The organism is Streptomyces sp. PCS3-D2 (genome assembly GCF_000612545.2).
GTDB lineage: Bacteria > Actinomycetota > Actinomycetes > Streptomycetales > Streptomycetaceae > Streptomyces.
Map to the genome: position 1 here is coordinate 2955667 of NZ_CP097800.1, position 15695 is coordinate 2971361.

General features: G+C 72.6%; 15 protein-coding genes and 1 riboswitch. Of the genes, 5 read left to right on the plus strand and 10 right to left on the minus strand.

The window, feature by feature from the left end:
- The first annotated feature begins 1 nt into the window (after position 1).
- Positions 2 to 427, plus strand: a complete 426-nt coding sequence (locus tag AW27_RS12460) for a thiol-disulfide oxidoreductase DCC family protein (protein ID WP_106967547.1) — start codon at positions 2 to 4, stop codon at positions 425 to 427.
- Between the two features lie 11 nt (positions 428 to 438).
- Positions 439 to 1179: a TetR/AcrR family transcriptional regulator gene (locus AW27_RS12465; RefSeq protein ID WP_037919922.1), complete on the plus strand. Its 741-nt coding sequence runs from the start codon at positions 439 to 441 to the stop codon at positions 1177 to 1179.
- Here AW27_RS12465 and AW27_RS12470 read toward each other — a convergent pair.
- From AW27_RS12470 to AW27_RS12480, 3 genes are all read right to left on the minus strand, one after another.
- The gene (locus AW27_RS12470) at positions 1176 to 2732 is read right to left on the minus strand and encodes an ABC transporter substrate-binding protein (protein ID WP_037919127.1); all 1557 of its coding nucleotides are present in this window, start codon (positions 2730 to 2732) and stop codon (positions 1176 to 1178) included. The genes AW27_RS12465 and AW27_RS12470 overlap by 4 nt on opposite strands.
- A 123-nt stretch (positions 2733 to 2855) precedes the next feature.
- On the minus strand, positions 2856 to 4169 hold the full coding sequence (locus tag AW27_RS12475; RefSeq protein WP_037919125.1) for a metallophosphoesterase: 1314 nt from the start codon (positions 4167 to 4169) through the stop codon (positions 2856 to 2858).
- On the minus strand, positions 4166 to 4435 hold the full coding sequence (locus AW27_RS12480; protein ID WP_037919122.1) for an SCO4848 family membrane protein: 270 nt from the start codon (positions 4433 to 4435) through the stop codon (positions 4166 to 4168). Before AW27_RS12480 ends, AW27_RS12475 begins: the two co-directional genes overlap by 4 nt.
- Before the next feature lie 85 nt (positions 4436 to 4520).
- On the opposite strand from AW27_RS12480, the gene AW27_RS12485 reads away from it, so the two are divergent.
- Positions 4521 to 5798 (plus strand): D-alanyl-D-alanine carboxypeptidase family protein, encoded by a 1278-nt coding sequence (locus AW27_RS12485; RefSeq protein ID WP_370466478.1) that lies wholly within the window; start codon positions 4521 to 4523, stop codon positions 5796 to 5798.
- 36 nt (positions 5799 to 5834) lie between these two features.
- Here AW27_RS12485 and AW27_RS12490 read toward each other — a convergent pair whose 3' ends face one another.
- The 4 genes from AW27_RS12490 to AW27_RS12505 all read right to left on the minus strand — a co-directional run bounded on the left by AW27_RS12490 (position 5835) and on the right by AW27_RS12505 (position 10093).
- The gene (locus AW27_RS12490) at positions 5835 to 6779 is read right to left on the minus strand and encodes a YihY/virulence factor BrkB family protein (RefSeq protein WP_078556122.1); all 945 of its coding nucleotides are present in this window, start codon (positions 6777 to 6779) and stop codon (positions 5835 to 5837) included.
- 178 nt (positions 6780 to 6957) lie between these two features.
- Entirely contained in the window at positions 6958 to 7566 is a 609-nt protein-coding gene (locus AW27_RS12495) for a 2'-5' RNA ligase family protein (RefSeq protein ID WP_037919117.1), read from the minus strand.
- Between the two features lie 97 nt (positions 7567 to 7663).
- Positions 7664 to 8677 (minus strand): tryptophan--tRNA ligase, encoded by a 1014-nt coding sequence (gene trpS, locus AW27_RS12500; RefSeq protein ID WP_037919113.1) that lies wholly within the window; start codon positions 8675 to 8677, stop codon positions 7664 to 7666.
- Positions 8678 to 8824: 147 nt separating this feature from the next.
- Entirely contained in the window at positions 8825 to 10093 is a 1269-nt protein-coding gene (locus tag AW27_RS12505) for a serine hydroxymethyltransferase (protein WP_037919111.1), read from the minus strand.
- Between the two features lie 34 nt (positions 10094 to 10127).
- Positions 10128 to 10217, minus strand: a riboswitch (ZMP/ZTP riboswitch).
- Between the two features lie 134 nt (positions 10218 to 10351).
- Between AW27_RS12505 and rocD the strand changes: the two genes are divergently transcribed.
- Positions 10352 to 11557 carry an ornithine--oxo-acid transaminase gene (rocD, locus tag AW27_RS12510; protein WP_037919109.1) on the plus strand — a complete coding sequence of 402 codons (1206 nt, stop codon included), beginning with the start codon at positions 10352 to 10354 and terminating at the stop codon, positions 11555 to 11557.
- Positions 11558 to 11704: 147 nt separating this feature from the next.
- Here rocD and AW27_RS12515 read toward each other — a convergent pair whose 3' ends face one another.
- Together AW27_RS12515 and AW27_RS12520 are read right to left on the minus strand one after the other, a co-directional pair.
- Entirely contained in the window at positions 11705 to 12907 is a 1203-nt protein-coding gene (locus AW27_RS12515; protein ID WP_037919106.1) for a glutathionylspermidine synthase family protein, read from the minus strand.
- A gap of 7 nt (positions 12908 to 12914) precedes the next feature.
- The gene (locus tag AW27_RS12520) at positions 12915 to 13211 is read right to left on the minus strand and encodes a hypothetical protein (RefSeq protein ID WP_037919104.1); all 297 of its coding nucleotides are present in this window, start codon (positions 13209 to 13211) and stop codon (positions 12915 to 12917) included.
- A 104-nt stretch (positions 13212 to 13315) separates the two neighbouring features.
- On the opposite strand from AW27_RS12520, the gene AW27_RS12525 reads away from it, so the two are divergent.
- Positions 13316 to 14164 carry a DMT family protein gene (locus AW27_RS12525; RefSeq protein ID WP_236647549.1) on the plus strand — a complete coding sequence of 283 codons (849 nt, stop codon included), beginning with the start codon at positions 13316 to 13318 and terminating at the stop codon, positions 14162 to 14164.
- A gap of 132 nt (positions 14165 to 14296) precedes the next feature.
- Here AW27_RS12525 and pdxR read toward each other — a convergent pair whose 3' ends face one another.
- Positions 14297 to 15694, minus strand: coding sequence for a MocR-like pyridoxine biosynthesis transcription factor PdxR (gene pdxR / locus AW27_RS12530; protein ID WP_037919100.1), 1398 nt, complete (start codon positions 15692 to 15694; stop codon positions 14297 to 14299).
- Position 15695 lies beyond the last annotated feature (1 nt).

Sequence of the window (15695 nt, forward strand, 5' to 3'; positions counted from 1 at the left end):
CGTGGCGCCCGCCGGGGCCGTACGGCACCTGACCGTCCTCTACGACGCCGCCTGCCCGCTCTGCGTGCACATCCGACACTGGCTGCTCGCACAGCGGTGGCTCGTCCCGATCGCCCTGGTCCCCGCCGCGTCCTGGGAGGCGCGGCGGAGGTTCCCTCGGCTGGACCACGCCTCGACGCTCCGGGAGATCACCGTCGTCGGCGACAGCGGACAGGTGTGGACCGGGACCGACGCGTTCATCGTCTGCCTGTGGGCACTGGCCGAACACCGGCCGAGGGCGAACTGGCTGGCGACGCCGGCCGGCCGGCCGTTCGCCCGGGCGGCCATGTACACGGCCTCCGCCTGGCGGCAGGCCGTGCGCACCGGGGGGCAGCCCACGGCCGCCGAAGGACCGGCCTGTGACGACCGGTGTTCCGCGCCCCGATAGGCTCATCCACCGTGACGGAACAGAAGGCCCCCAAGAGCGAGCAGACCCGCACGCTCATCCTCGAAACCGCGCTCCGCCTCTTCCAGGAGCGCGGCTTCGACAAGACGACCATGCGGGGCATCGCGAAGGAAGCCGGTGTCTCGGTCGGCAACGCCTACTACTACTTCGAGTCGAAGGAACACCTGGTCCAGGGCTTCTACGACCGGATCAGCGCCGCCCACCAGGCGGCGGTCCGGCCGATCCTGGACAACGAGACCGATCTGCAGAAGCGGCTCGCGGGCGTCCTCACCAGCTGGCTGGACATCGGCGCCCCGTACCACGAGTTCGCCTCCCAGTTCTTCAAGAACGCGGCGGACCCGGAGAGCCCGCTCAGCCCCTTCTCACCGGAGTCCGAGCCGGCGCGCAAGGCCGCGATCGACATCCACCGCGAGGTGCTGGCCGGGGCGAAGACCAAAGTGCCGGCGGAGCTGGCCGACGTCCTGCCGGAGCTCATGTGGCTCTCGCAGATGGGCCTGGTCCTGTACTGGGTCTTCGACCGCTCCCCGGACAGCGAGAAGTCGCGGCGGCTCGCCGAGCGCGGCGCGCAGCTCACCACGCGGGGCATCGTGCTCGCCCGCTTCCGGGTGCTGCGACCGCTGGTGCGCGAAGTCCACGAGCTGTTCGCGGACTTCCTGCCGGGCATGGCCCAGACGGCGGCGGGCCGGCGCAAGGCCTCGGACCCGCACCCCGAGCCGGACGGGCTCACACCCTAGATCCAGTTGAGTTCCCGTAGACGCCAGACACCGGTACCGTCGGACAGGTTCTGGGCGCCGGTCACGGCCTCGCGGGACATGACGTAGTCCTTCTTCTGCCAGATCGGCACCATCGGGGCCTGCTGGGCGACCGCCTTCTGCAGGTCCCGGAACTCCGCGGCGGCGTCGGAGCGCTCCGAGTGGGACTGGGTCCGGGTGATCAGCTCGTCGACGCGCTTGTCCGAGAAGCCGTTGTTCATGGAGGAGTCGGCGCCGACGAGCGGGGCGAGGAAGTTGTCCGCGTCGGGGAAGTCCGCGATCCACCCGATCGTGTAGGCGTCGAACTCGCCGGCCGCGTAAGCCTTCTGGAAGTCCTTCCACGCCTCCACCGGCTTGAGCGTCACCTGGAAGAGCCCGGTGGCCTCCAACTGCCGCTTGATCTCCTCGGCCTCGGGCAGGTTCGCGCCGCGGACGTTCACACCGAGCCTGAGCTGCACGGGGCCATGGGTCCCGGCCTCCTTGAGGAGCTTCTTGGCGGTGGCCCCGTCGGGCGTGGGGTAGGTGTCGAAGAACGGCGTGCTGTGGCCCGCGATGCCCGCCGGGACCAGCGAGTACAGCGGGGTGACGGTGCCCCGGTGGACCTCGCCGGCCAGCTTGGCCCGGTCCAGTACGGCGGCCACGGCCTGCCGGACCGCGAGCGGGGCGGCAGCGGAGCCGGGGCGGACGTTGAAGACGATCGAGCGGGTCTCGCTGCCGCCGGAGGCCTGGTAGCGGGTGTCCTGCAGGCCCGGGTTGAGGCCGGCGAGCACCGCCGGGGGCATGTCCCGGTGGGCGACCTCGATCTGACGGGTGGTCCAGGCCTGGGCGAGCTGCTCGGAGCCCTTGAAGTACCGGACCGTGACGGCGGTGCGGGCGGGCTTGCCCTGCCCCTTGTAGGAGACGTTGGGCTTGAGCTCGGCGCGCGCACCGGCCTCGTAGGAGGCCAGCGTGTACGGACCCGAGCCGTCGACCCTGCCGTCCTCGCGCAGGGACGTGGCCGGGTACGTGTCCTTGTCGACGATCGAGGCGGCACCCGTTGCGATCTTGAAGGGGAAGGTGGCGTCGCCGGCGGACAGGTGGAAGGTGACCGTGCGGCCCTCGGCCCCGACCGACTCCAGCGTGTTGAAGAGCGGGGCCGGCCCCTGCTCGGAGTTGATCGCCTTGATCCGGTCGAAGGAGTGCTTGACGTCCTCGGCGGTGATCGCGCGACCGCCGCCGAACGTCACGTCGGGGCGGAGCTCGCACTGGTACGTCGTGAGCTTCTGGCCCACGAACCCGCAGGAGGCGGCGGCGTCCGGGACGGGGGCGTCGGAGCCTGGCTTCATGGTCAGCAGCGACTGGTAGATGTTGCTGTACAGGGCCCAGGAACCCGCGTCGTACGCTCCGGCCGGGTCGAGGGAGGACACGACGTCGCTGGTCCCGACCCGGATGGCACCGCGGCTCTCGGCGTCCTCGGGCAGCAACTGCCAGGCACCGACGCCGGCCAGGCCGAGGACCAGCCCGGCCGCGATGATCTTCCAGCGGACAGACCGCATCCCGTGAACCCCACCCCTTGTCCCGGTGACAGCGACCCGCTGTCCGATTACCGGATATCCCATCACGGAATATCAGCCACCGGAAGATCCTTTCTGGGGCGGCGAGTTGACGGTTGGGGCGGGTCAGGCCTGGTATGAGGCGAGTTCGACGACGGTGATGTCGGACGGCGCACCCACCCGGACCGGCGGCCCCCAGGCCCCCGCCCCGCGGGAGACGTACAGCTGGGTGTCGCCGTAGCGCTCCAGGCCGGCGACGGTGGGGTTGGCGAGGGCGGCGAGGTGGCTGCCCGGCCAGAGCTGGCCGCCGTGGGTGTGGCCGGAGAGCTGGAGGTCGACGCCGTGCTCGACGGCGTCGTGGATGACCACCGGCTGGTGGGCGAGGAGCACCGCGGCCCGCGACCGGTCGCGGTCGCCGAGCGCGGCCCGGAAGTCGGGGCCGCTGCCATCCCGCTCCCCCTGGATGTCGTTGACCCCGGCGAGGTCGAAGTGCGGCAGGGCCCGCCGGGCGTTCTCCAGCGGGGTCAGGCCGAGCTCGCGGACGTGGTCGACCCACTGCTCGGCGCCGGAGAAGTACTCGTGGTTGCCGGTGACGAAGAAGGAGCCGTGGCGGGCGGTCAGCCCGCGCAGCGGCTCCGCGGCCGGCCCGAGGTCGGGGACGCTGCCGTCGACGAGGTCGCCGACGATGGCGATGAGGTCGGGCTGGGTGCGGTTGACCGTGTCGACGATCCGCTGGGCGTGGGCGCGGCCGAGCACCGGGCCCAGGTGGACGTCGCTGACGACGGCGATCCGGAAGCCGTGCGCCGCGCGCGGCAGCTTGGCCAGGGGGACGTGGACGCGCCGCACGCCGGGCCCGCGCAGCACTCCGTACGCGCCGTTGCCGACGGTGCCGAGCGCGACCGCGGCGGCCGCCCCGCCCACCGTGCGCGCGACGAAGGTACGGCGGCTGAGCCCGCCGCCCGGGGCCGGGGCGGCCGGCTCGCCGGGCGCACCGGCCTCGGCGAGCACCGCGCCGGCCTTCGTCTCCGCCCCGGCGTCGGAGGAAGGCACCGTGGCCGTCCCGGCGCGGGCGGCGGACTGCGCCGCGGGGGGTCCGGCCACCGCCCCGGAGGGGGCTCGGTGGGCCAGACGGCGGAGCAACAGCGCGCGGATCGGCTCCGCGACGAGCATCGTCAGGGTCAGGTACAGGAGCACCGCGAGCCACAGGTACCCCGGCCAGGACACCGTCTGCTGCAACCAGAACGGGGCCCCGGCACGGCCCGCGGTCAGGGCGGCCACGGAGAGGAGGGGCAGGGCGATGGCCAGCGTGGTGCCGATGCGGCGGGGCAGGCCGCCGGGCGCGGTCGTGTCCCTCACCAGGCGGACCCACAGCCAGCGGTGCACCGCGGCGAGGAGGGCGCAGACCGCCAGTGCTACGAGCGCGACGACCAGGACCGTCATGCCGTACCGCCCTCGGCGCCGGAACGTGATGCCCGCCGCAGGGCCAGGACCCCGCGCAACCCGATCACACCGACCGCCGTCCCCAGGAGAAAGGACGTCACGGCGAGCGTCAGATGGACCCAGAAATAGGCAGTGGGGTCGCCCGCCGTGTCGAAGGCAAGTCCACTGCCGTTCTTCCACAGGTTCCGGACGAAAGACACCCAGATGAACCAGGTCCACACTCCGAAGGCGAGCAGGAACCAGGAGGCGGCACGGCTGAGTTTCATGTCCTCAGTATCGGTTTCGTCCCCGGGACGGACGCGCCGGGGTGGGCTGTCCCGGGCGTGGTTGCGGCGAAATGGCCGGTCCGCGATGCCATCCAGCTCATCGGGATGTACTTTCACCTGCGTGTCTGCCAAGACGACCGCCCTGACGGTCCTTACCGCCGCGCTGCTGGCGCCCACCGTGCTGGTGGCTCCCGCCCATGCCGCGCCGCCCCCTCCGGCCGACGGGAAGGGCCGGCCCGCCAAGGCTCCGGCGCCGCCCGCGTCGATGTCCACGGTCGGCGGATCGCTGCTCGGTCAACCGGGTACGCAGGTGAACCTGCTGCCCGGGGCGCCCGCCCTGCCGACGAACCTCACGGGCCGGTCGTGGATCGTGGCGGACGCCGAGTCCGGTGAGGTACTGGCGGCGAACAACGCGCACTGGCGGCTGCCCCCGGCCTCCACGATGAAGATGCTCTTCGCGGACACCCTGCTGCCGGGCCTGCCCAAGGAGCAGGTGCACAAGGTCACCGACCAGGACATGGAGGGCGTGGGCCCGGGCAGCAGCCTGGTGGGGGTCAAGGAGGACCACGAGTACTCCGTCCACGACCTGTGGCTCGGGGTGTTCCTGCGGTCGGGCAACGACGCCGTGCATGTGCTGTCGGCCATGAACGGCGGCGTCGAGAAGACCGTCAAGGACATGCAGGCGCACGCCGAGGAGCTCCAGGCGCTGGACACCCACGTGGTGTCGCCCGACGGGTACGACGCCCCGGAGCAGGTGTCGAGCGCGTACGACCTCACGCTGATCGCCCGCTCCGGACTGCAGAAGAAGGACTTCCGCGAGTACTGCGGCACGGCGAGCGCGAAGTTCCCCGGCCTTCAGGAACCCGGCAAGCCGCGGGACTACTTCGAGATCCAGAACACCAACCGGCTGATGACGGGCGCGGGCGGGATCTCCCCCTACAAGGGCATCGCCGGGGTCAAGAACGGCAACACGACCATGGCCGGTGCCACCTTCACCGGCGCTGCGCAGCAGGGCTCCCGGAAACTGCTGGTCACCGTGATGAACCCGGACGCGGGCGGCGCGAACTCGGTCTACCAGGAGACCGCCGCGCTCTTCGACTGGGGCTTCGCCGCGGCCGGAAAGGTCAAGCCCGTGGGTGAGCTGGTGCCGCCGAAGAGCGCGGACACCTCGCCCCACGGCTCGCCGGCCCAGTCACACGAGAACAGCCCGTCGGCGGACGGTGCCGTCCCGGGCGGCGGCGCGGGCACCGCGCTGGGCGTCGCGGGCGGCGCCCTCGCGCTGCTGGCGGGCGGCGCCTACGCCGTCAACCGCCGCTGGCCCCGCAGCCGCCGCACCCGCGGCCGCGACGAAGAGCTCGTTTAGGGCGTTTCCCGTGCCGTGGCTTCGGAGGCCGTCCGGTCACGGCGCCCGGTGCGGCGCCGTGGCCCCCGGCGGGGGCTCGTCGGCGGCGGCCTCGTCGGTGTCGGCTTCGGCTTCGGCTTCGACGTCGGCCTCGCCGTCGCGGGTTGCCGTCCAGGCGGAGACGTACAGCAGGAGTTTCGCCATGAAGTTGATCCAGAGCAGCAGGGCGACCGGCACGCCGAAGGCCCCGTACATGCTCTTCGCCGCGACCTCCCGCATGTAGCCGCTGAGCAGCAGCTTCAGCAGCTCGAAGCCCGCCGCTCCGATCAGGGCGGCCTGGATCAGGCGGCCCCTGGGCGGTTCGACGCCGGGCAGCAGGGTCAGGACGTACAGCAGCACCAGGAAGGCCGCCACCACACCGACCAGGAAGGCGAGGGAGCGCAGCAGCGCGCCGCCGGGCCCCTCGCGCGGGATGCCGAGCCAGTCCGCGGACTTCCCGACCGCGCTGGAGCCGAGGATCGAGGCCGCCGCGGAGAGCAGGCCCACCCCGCCGAGGCCGAGCAGGACGAGCCCGTCCTTGCCCTTGCGGACGATCGGGTTCCCGTCGTCCTCGTCGTCCTTGTCCCACACCGCGCGCAGGCAGTCCCGCATCGAGCCCACCCAGCCGATGCCGGTGAAGAGGAGGAGGGCGCCGGCAACGAGACCGATCGTGGCCGCGTTCGCGACGAGCCCGTTGATGTCGAGCTGGTCGGAGATGCCGGGGACCTGTTCGGCGAGGTTCTTCTCCAGCCGGTCCAGTTGCTCGGGGCTGAGCAGCGCCGCGCCGACGGCCGCGGCCACGGTGATCAGGGGGAAGAGCGCGAGGAAGCTGATGAAGGTGATCGCGGCGGCGAGTCGGGTCCAATGGACGCGGTCGAGGCGTTCGTACGAGCGCCACGCGTGCGTCTTCATCAGACGGTCCGCCAGCGGCCCGATCACCGGGAGTTTCGTCAGCCAGTCCATGGGGTCACCGTAAATGAGGCACGGGAAATAGTCCGGATTGTCTGTTCCAGGTACTACGGTCGTCGATTGTGACTTTTCGCCCAGCGCCCTCGACGGGGCGTCCGTTCCACACCCTGGTCCTGCGGAGGCTGAGGTTCCGCGCTCGGCGCACCGCCCGCCTGACCCTGCGCCCGCTCCGTCAGGAAGGCCGTACGGTCGTCGCCCCCGCCGCCCCGGCGGTCTGGTCGACGGGGGAGCCCGGCTGTGCCGGAACTCCCATGGCCCCACTCCCGAAAGGGTATTCACGCAGCTTGCGCCAGACCCCGTCGGAGCCCTGCTCGTAGAGGGCGAACCCCGCGCACACCCACGCGGCGGCGTACTCGGCCAGCGTCGTGAACGCCACGTCCATCGCCTCGTCGGAGATGCCGTGGGCGACGGTGACGTGCGGGTGGTACGGGAAGGCGAGCTCGCGGCTGAGCGGCCCGGCGGGGTCGCGGACCTCGCCCTGGAGCCGGGTGCAGCCCTCGACGCCCTCGGCGATCCGGACGAAGACGACCGGCGAGACGGGCCGGAAGGTTCCCGTCCCGCCCAGCCGCATCGGGAAGGGCCGGAAGCGGGCGGCGACCTCGGCGAGGTGGGCCCGGATCGCCGGGAGCCGGTCCGCCTCCACCTCCGTCGGCGGTACGAGGGTGACGTGCGTGGGGATGCCGTGGGCGGCGACGTCCCCGAAGCCCGCGCGCAGCTCCTGGAGCCGGCTGCCGTACGGCTCCGGGACCGCGATCGAAACGCCGAGCGTTACGGTCCCCACGTGTCTCTCCTCCGCTTGTCCCTGTGGACGCCTGCCGCCCCAGTGTGGGGCCAGGACCCCTCTTCGTGCCAGAGCGGTCCGTCCGTAGTTGCGTTCGTCAGTGCTTGGCGGGCAGCAGGCCCAGGCGGTCGTAGGCCTGCGCGAGCGTCTCCGCGGCGACCGCCCTTGCCTTCTCCGCGCCCTTGGCCAGGAGCGAGTCCAGCGTCTCCGGGTCGTCCAGGTACTCCTGGGTGCGCTGCTTGAAAGGTGTGACGAAATCGACCATCACGGCGGCCAGGTCCGTCTTCAGCGCGCCGTAGCCCTTGCCGGCGTACCGCTCCTCCAGGGCGGGGACGGACTCGCCCGTGAGGGTGGAGTAGATCGTGAGCAGGTTGCTGACGCCGGGCTTCTTCTCGGCGTCGAAGCGGATCTCGGCCTCGGTGTCCGTGACCGCGCTCTTGATCTTCTTCTCGGTGACCTTGGCCTCGTCGAGGAGGTTGATCAGGCCCTTGGGCGACGACGCCGACTTCGACATCTTGATCGCCGGGTCCTGGAGGTCGTAGATCTTCGCGACCTCCTTGACGATGTGCGCCTGCGGGAGGGTGAAGGTCGGGCCGAAGCGCTGGTTGAAGCGCTCGGCCAGGTCGCGGGTCAGCTCGATGTGCTGGCGCTGGTCCTCGCCGACGGGAACCGCGTTCGCCTGGTAGAGCAGGATGTCGGCGACCTGGAGGATCGGGTACGTGAAGAGGCCGACACTGGCGCTGTTGACGCCGCCCTTGGCGGACTTGTCCTTGAACTGGGTCATCCGACTGGCCTCGCCGAAGCCGGTGATGCAGTTCATCACCCAACCGAGCTGCGCGTGCTCGGGGACGTGGCTCTGGACGAAGAGCGTGCAGCGCTCGGGGTCCAGGCCGGCGGCCAGCAGCTGCGCGGCCGACAGGCGGGTGTTCGCGCGCAGGTCCTTCGGGTCCTGCGGCACGGTGATCGCGTGCAGGTCGACGACCATGTAGAACGCGTCGTGCGTCTCCTGGAGGGCGACGTACTGGCGGATCGCTCCGAGGTAGTTCCCGAGGTGGAACGAACCGGAGGTGGGCTGGATGCCGGAGAGCGCGCGAGGACGATCAGAAGCCATGGCCCCATTCTCTCAGGTGCGGGGGCCGGCTCGGGCCCGCCACCGGCCGGGACCCGTCGGGGCGCGCCGCCCCCGGCCCGGCGGCGGCAGCGGGGACCGGGGGCGGCGCTCCGGGGGCGCGGAGCCCCCGGCGGCGGCGCCGCAGGGCTACGACAGCGGAAGGCCCGGCGCCGGGAAGGCGGCCATCAGATCGGCGACCTCGGCCCGGATCGCCTTGAGCGCCGTCTCGTCGGGCCGCGCGGCCGCGTCGACCGCGCGGGCGATCCAGTCGGCCACCAGCGGCATGTGCTCCGTGGACAGCCCGCGCGAGGTCAGGGACGGTGTGCCGATCCGCACCCCCGAGGGATCGAACGGCTTGCGCGGGTCGAACGGCACCGTGTTGTGGTTCACGACGATCCCCGCCCGGTCCAGGGCCTTGGCGGCGACCTTGCCCGGCACCTCCTTGCCCGTCAGGTCGATCAGGATCAGGTGGTTGTCCGTACCGCCCGACACCAGGTCGAAGCCACGCTCCAGCAGGGCGGCGGCCAGCGCCCGGGCGTTGGCGACGACCGCGTGCGCGTACCGGACGAAGGACGGCTGGGCCGCCTCGTGCAGGGCCACCGCGATGCCGGCCGTGGTCTGGTTGTGCGGACCGCCCTGCAGGCCGGGGAAAACCGCCCTGTCGATCGCCTTCGCGTGCTCCTCGCGGCACATCAGCATCGCGCCGCGGGGACCGCGCAGGGTCTTGTGGGTCGTGGTGGAGATGACGTCCACGTGCCCCGCCGGGGACGGGTGCGCGCCGCCCGCGATCAGGCCGGCGATGTGGGCGACGTCCGCGACCAGGACCGAGCCCGCCTCGCGCGCGATCTCCGCGAAGGCGGCGAAGTCGATGGTCCTCGGCAGGGCGGTGCCGCCGCAGAAGATCAGCTTGGGCCGCTCGGCGAGGGCCAGCTCGCGCACCGCGTCGTAGTCGATCAGACCCGTGTCGGCGCGGACGCCGTACTGCACGCCGCGAAACCACGAGCCCGTCGCCGAGACCCCCCAGCCGTGCGTCAGGTGGCCGCCCATCGGCAGGGCCATGCCCATGACCGTGTCGCCGGGCTGCGCGAAGGCCAGGTACACGGCCAGGTTGGCCGGGGAGCCGGAGTACGGCTGCACGTTGGCGTGGTCCACGCCGAACAGGCCCTTGGCCCGCTCGATCGCCAGTGCCTCGACCCGGTCGATGTTCTGCTGGCCCTCGTAGTAGCGGCGGCCCGGGTACCCCTCGCTGTACTTGTTCTGCAGCACGGTCCCGGAGGCCTCCAGGACGGCCGCGGACACGTAGTTCTCGCTGGGGATCAGGCGCAGGGTCTCCGCCTGGAGGACTTCCTCCGCGGCGACGTGGGACGCCAGTTCCGGATCGGTCGCGGACAGGGCGGGATGGCGGCTCGCGGACACGGCGGGCTCCTCCGGGGTCGATGTGATCGGTACCCCGCGAGGCCCAGGCGAGCGGCCCTGATGCGGTCGAGCGCGCACGACTCCCCCGGAGTTGGTTCCCCGTACGCCAGTCGCCGTGCGTACCGAACACCTTAGCGGGCGCGCCGCGGGGCAGGTTTCCGCGTCCGGGATACGAGCGACGATAAGAAGGTGGCGCCACCCTCGTCACCGCTTCACCGCTTCACCGCTTCACCGGCCAGACGGACGATCGGAGACCCCGTGTCGACAACAGCTGCTGCCATCCGCTCCGCCGACGCGCACAGCGCGCACAACTACCACCCGCTGCCCGTCGTCGTCGCGACCGCGGAAGGCGCGTGGATGACCGACGTGGAGGGTCGCAGATACCTCGACATGCTCGCCGGGTACTCCGCGCTCAACTTCGGGCACGGCAACCGCCGTCTGATCGACGCGGCGCGGGCCCAGCTGGAACGGGTGACGCTCACCTCGCGCGCCTTCCACCACGACCGGTTCGCCGACTTCTGCACCGAACTCGCCGCGCTGTGCGGCAAGGAGATGGTGCTGCCCATGAACACCGGCGCGGAGGCGGTGGAGACGGCGGTGAAGACCGCCCGCAAGTGGGGTTACGAGGTCAAGGGCGTCCCGGACGGGCACGCCAAGATCGTGGTGGCCGCCGACAACTTCCACGGCCGGACCACGACGATCGTGTCCTTCTCGACCGACCACGACGCCCGCGACCACTTCGGGCCGTACACGCCCGGCTTCGAGATCGTCCCGTACGGGGACCTCACCGCGCTGTCGCACGCCGTCACGGAGAACACCGTGGCCGTGCTGCTGGAGCCGATCCAGGGCGAGGCGGGGGTGCTGGTGCCGCCCGCCGGGTACCTGGCCGGCGTACGGGAGCTGACCCGCGAGCGGAACGTGCTCTTCATGGCCGACGAGATCCAGTCGGGGCTCGGCCGGACCGGCCGGACCTTCGCCTGCGAGCACGAGGGCGTCGTCCCGGACGTCTACATCCTCGGCAAGGCGCTCGGCGGCGGTGTGGTGCCGGTGTCGGCGGTGGTCGCCGACCGGGACGTGCTGGGGGTGTTCGGACCCGGCCAGCACGGCTCCACCTTCGGGGGGAACCCGCTCGCGTGCGCCGTCGCCCTGGAGGTGATCGCGATGCTGCGGACCGGCGAGTTCCAGCAGCGGGCCACCGAACTGGGCGACCACCTCCACCGCGAGCTGAACCTGCTCGTCGGCGGGGGCGCGGTGACCGCCGTACGCGGCCGGGGGCTGTGGGCGGGCGTCGACATCGACCCGTCCCGCGGTACGGGCCGGGAGATCTCCGAGAAGCTGATGGAGCTCGGGGTGCTCGTGAAGGACACCCACGGATCGACGATCCGGATCGCCCCGCCGCTGGTGATCACCAAGGAGGATCTGGACTGGGGCCTGGACCAGCTCCGGTCGGTGCTCGGCGGGTAGGCCCCGGCGCCGGGGCGTGTCGCGACGGTCCCGCCCGTCCCGCGGCGGCCGGCACGCACGCCCGCCGCCGCGTCCCCGGCCTTGCCGGGCAGTACGCCTGTTGCCGTGCCGGGGGCCGTGAGGCGGTGAACCCTTCCGGTCACCGCACTAGACGATGACGTGGGGCAGGAAGCGGGCGTACGCGTCCGTGACCGGCCCCGCGGATTCGCGGATGCCGAGCCCCGCCGCCTCGTCCTCGACCACCCACGCGCCGAGCACCACCCGGTTGCCGTCGAAGTCGGGCAGCGGAGCCAGTCCCTGGAAGCAGTACCGCTCCCCCGGCTCCGCTACGAACGGCTCGCCGTCCGGGCCCGGCTCGTGGAGGGTGACGCCCGCGCCCTCGCGGCCGAGGAGGGGCTTGGCCACGTAGCCGGCCGATCCGGGCTCCGCGAGTTCGCGCGGCCCGTCGAGATAGGCGGGCAGCAGGTTCGGGTGCTCCGGGAAGAGCTCCCACAGGATCGCGAGCAGCGCCTTGTTGGAGAGCAGCATCTTCCACAGCGGCTCGATCCAGGCCGTGGTGCCGGAGCCGCCGCCGTGGTCGTAGGTGTCGAGGACCTGCGGGCCGAACTCGTCGGTCGCCAGCCACTCCCACGGGTAGAGCTTGAAGCAACTGCGGATGAACCGGAGCCGGTCGTCGACGAACCGCCCGGACAGGCTGTCCCAGCCGATCTGCTCCACGGACAGGGCGTGGGTCTGCAGGCCGGCCTGGTCGGCGGTCTCCTGGAGGTAGGCGACCGTCATCAGGTCCTCGCCGATCTCGTCGGTCTCGGAGTGCGCGAAATGCAGCAGGCCGGGGGGCAGCAGCTCCGCCTGGCGGCGCCAGGCGTCGACGAGGCGTTCGTGGAGGGAGTTCCACTGGTCGGCTCCGGGGAAGCGCTCCTCCATCCAGAACCACTGCGCGCTGGCGGCCTCCACGAGCGAGGTCGGCGTGTCGGCGTTGTACTCCAGCATCTTGGCCGGGCTGCCGGTGCCGTCGTAGCGCAGGTCGAAGCGCCCGTAGACGAAGGGCTGCTCGGCACGGCGGCGCCAGGACTCGGCGATCATCGCGGCGAGCTTCGGGTCGGTGATGCCGAGGTCGGCGAAGCGGTCGTGCTCGATGATGTGCGCGGCCGCGGCCAGGCACATCGCGTGCAGATCCTCGACGACGTCCTCCAGGGCCTCGACCTCGGGGAGGGAGAAGGAGTAGTAGGCGCTCTCGTCCCAGTAGGGGCGCAGCGAGTCGTCGGGGTAGCGGGTGAGGGGGTAGATCAGCCCCTGCTCCTCGACCGTCTTCTGCCAGTCGGCGCGGGGCTCGATGGTGTGCCGCTGCATCGGGCGATCAGCCGCCGCTGGAGCTGGAGTGGCCGCCGATGCCGCCGCGGGTGACGGCGGACTTGTCGAAGCTTCCGCCGGTGACCTTGCCGTTGCTGACGTGGCCGCCGTAGTAGTACGCGCCGCTTCCGCCGCTCCTGCACTCCTTGCTGTTCAGGTGTTTCAGCGTGGAGCGGGACGCGCAGCGGCGGTCCGGCTCGTCGCTGCTTCCGCAGGCCACCAGGGTGGCCGCGAGCAGACCCATGCCTCCGAGGGCGACGGCGCCGGAGCGCATCCGGCGCTGGTTGGTGCTGCTGATGTCCATGTCTGCTGCTCCCCCTGGAACCTGGCGTGCTCCCGACAGACTAGAGCGGGGCCCCCGGCCGATGGAATCCGGCCGCCGTGAGATCCGTGACCTAAAGTCAGTTCGTGCTGATTGGGATGATTTGCTCACTCGGTGCGGCGGTGTGCTTCGGTACGGCGTCCGTACTCCAGGCCGTCGCGACACGGGCGGTGGAGCCCGGCAGCGGGTCCGGGGTGGACGCGGCGCTGCTGCTGCGGGCCGCGCGGCAGTGGCGCTACGTGCTGGGCCTCGTCCTGGACGGCACCGGCTTCGTCCTGCAGATCATCGCGCTGCGGCACGTGCCGATCTACGTCGTCGGGTCCGCGCTGGCCGCCAGTCTGGCCGTGACGGCGGTGGTCGCCTCGCGGCTGATGGCGGTGCGGTTGTCCCGGCGGGAGTGGTGCGCGGTGGCCGTGGTGTGCGCGGGGCTGCTGATGCTGGGCTTCGCGTCCGGGGAGGAGGGCAGCGGGACGGGTTCGCCGGCGCTGAAGCTGGGGCTGTTGGGGGTGGCGGTGCTGGTGCTGCTGGTCGGCGCGGTCGCGGGCGGGCTGCCGGACGGGCCCCGGGCGCTGGTGCTCGGGCTGGGATCGGGCACCGGCTTCGGTGTGGTGGAGGTCTCGGTGCGGCTCGTCGACTCGGTGACCGATCTCGCCGATCCGGCCCTGTACGCGCTCCTGCTCGGCGGGGCGGCGGGGTTCCTGCTGCTGACCTCGGCGCTGGCCCGGGGCTCGGTGACGGTCGCGACGGCGGGCCTGGTGCTGGGAGAGACCATCGGCCCGGCGGCGGTGGGCGTGGCCTGGCTCGGCGACCGCACCCGAGAGGGCCTGTCGTGGCTGGCGGTGACCGGCTTCGCGGTGGCGGTCGCCGGCTCCCTGGCCCTCTCCCGCTTCGGCGAACCGGAGCCACCGTCGGCCCCGGCGTCAGCGCCGTCCTGAGCCCGCCCGGCCACCCGGCCACCCGGCCGCCCGCCGCGCCGGTGCGTCGGTGCGTCGGTGCGGGGCGGGGTCTCGCCCCGCGGGGCCCCGGGCAGAGCTTCCGGCCCGGCGCCGCGCCGGGCACACGACAGGTCACGGCAGCGCCGCGACCAGTGCCGCGAGGGTCGGGGACCAGGCACTGTCCGACGGGGTCCCGTAGCCGACGACCAGCGCGTCCCGCGGCGGGAGTTCGGCCTGCGGGTGGCGGAAGCCGGAGAGCCCGTGCAGGGCCAGGTCCTGCCAGGCCGCCGACTGCAGCACCGACCGCTCCGTGCCCGCCGGGAGGTCCAGCACCGCGTGCAGGCCCGCCGCGATCCCGGACACGCCCGCGACCCGGCCTGCCACCGCCGCCACCAGCTCGTCCCGCCGTCGCCGGTAGCGCAGCCGCATCCCGCGCACATGACGGTCGTACGCCCCGGATTCGATGAACTCCGCCAGCGTCAGCTGGTCCGGGGCGCTGGAGGTCCAGTCGGTGTACCCCTTCGCGGCGGCCACCTCCTCCACCAGGTCCGCCGGGAGCACCATCCAGCCGATCCGCAGCCCCGGGGCGAGCGACTTGCTGGCCGTGCCGAGGTACACCACCCGGTCCGGATCCAGGCCCTGCAGGGCTCCCACCGGCTGCCTGTCGTAGCGGAACTCCCCGTCGTAGTCGTCCTCCAGGATCAGGCCGCCGGTGGTCCGGGCCCAGTCGACCGCTGCCGCCCGGCGGGCCGGGGTCAGGGCCGCGCCCGTCGGGAACTGGTGGGCCGGGGTCAGCAGCACCGCGCCCGCCGCGGCCGTCAGCTCCCCGGTACGGGCCCCCTCCTCGTCCACCCCGAGCGGCCTGGTCCGCAGCCCGGCCCCCACCAGCTCGGCCCGGTGGAAGTCCAGGCCGTACCCCTCCACCGCGACCTCCCGGACCCGGCGCGCCCGCAGCACCGCCGCGAGCAGCTTCAGCCCGTGCAGGAACCCCGCGCACAGCACGATCCGGTCCGGGTCCGCGTACACGCCGCGCGCCCGTGCCAGGTAGCCCGCCAGCGCCTTCCGCAGCTCGACGCGGCCGCGGCCGTCGGTGGCGTAGCCGAAGGCCTCGTTCGGGGCGTCGGTCAGCGCCCGCCGGGCCGCCGACAGCCAGGCCGCGCGCGGGAATCCGCCCAGGTCGGGGCTGCCGGGGAGCAGGCTGTAGGCCGGTCCGCCGCGCACGGCGCGCCGGACCGGGGCGGCGGTCGCCGCCCGGCGCGGGCGCGCCCGCCGGGCGACCCGCGTGCCCGAGCCCTGGCGGGCTGTGAGCCAGCCCTCGGCGACGAGCTCGGCATACGCCTCGGCGACCGTGTTGCGGGCGATGCCCAGATCCGCGGCGAGGGTGCGGGAGGACGGCAGCCGGGTGCCGGCCGCCAGCCGCCCGCTGCGCGCGGCCTCGCGCAGTGCCTCGGTCAGCCCGGCCCGCAGGCCGCGCCCGGCGGAGAGCTCCAGGTGCAGGTCGGCGCCGAAAGTGGCCCAAGGATCCGTCATG

Coding starts and splice junctions, on each gene's coding strand:
- AW27_RS12470 (WP_037919127.1), bottom strand. CDS start 2,732: ATGCGGTCTGTCCGCTGGAAGATCATCGCGGCCGGGCTGGTCCTCGGC.
- AW27_RS12475 (WP_037919125.1), bottom strand. CDS start 4,169: ATGACGGTCCTGGTCGTCGCGCTCGTAGCACTGGCGGTCTGCGCCCTC.
- AW27_RS12480 (WP_037919122.1), bottom strand. CDS start 4,435: ATGAAACTCAGCCGTGCCGCCTCCTGGTTCCTGCTCGCCTTCGGAGTG.
- AW27_RS12485 (WP_370466478.1), top strand. CDS start 4,521: ATGCCATCCAGCTCATCGGGATGTACTTTCACCTGCGTGTCTGCCAAG.
- AW27_RS12490 (WP_078556122.1), bottom strand. CDS start 6,779: ATGGACTGGCTGACGAAACTCCCGGTGATCGGGCCGCTGGCGGACCGT.
- trpS (WP_037919113.1), bottom strand. CDS start 8,677: ATGGCTTCTGATCGTCCTCGCGCGCTCTCCGGCATCCAGCCCACCTCC.
- AW27_RS12515 (WP_037919106.1), bottom strand. CDS start 12,907: ATGCAGCGGCACACCATCGAGCCCCGCGCCGACTGGCAGAAGACGGTC.
- AW27_RS12520 (WP_037919104.1), bottom strand. CDS start 13,211: ATGGACATCAGCAGCACCAACCAGCGCCGGATGCGCTCCGGCGCCGTC.
- pdxR (WP_037919100.1), bottom strand. CDS start 15,694: ATGACGGATCCTTGGGCCACTTTCGGCGCCGACCTGCACCTGGAGCTC.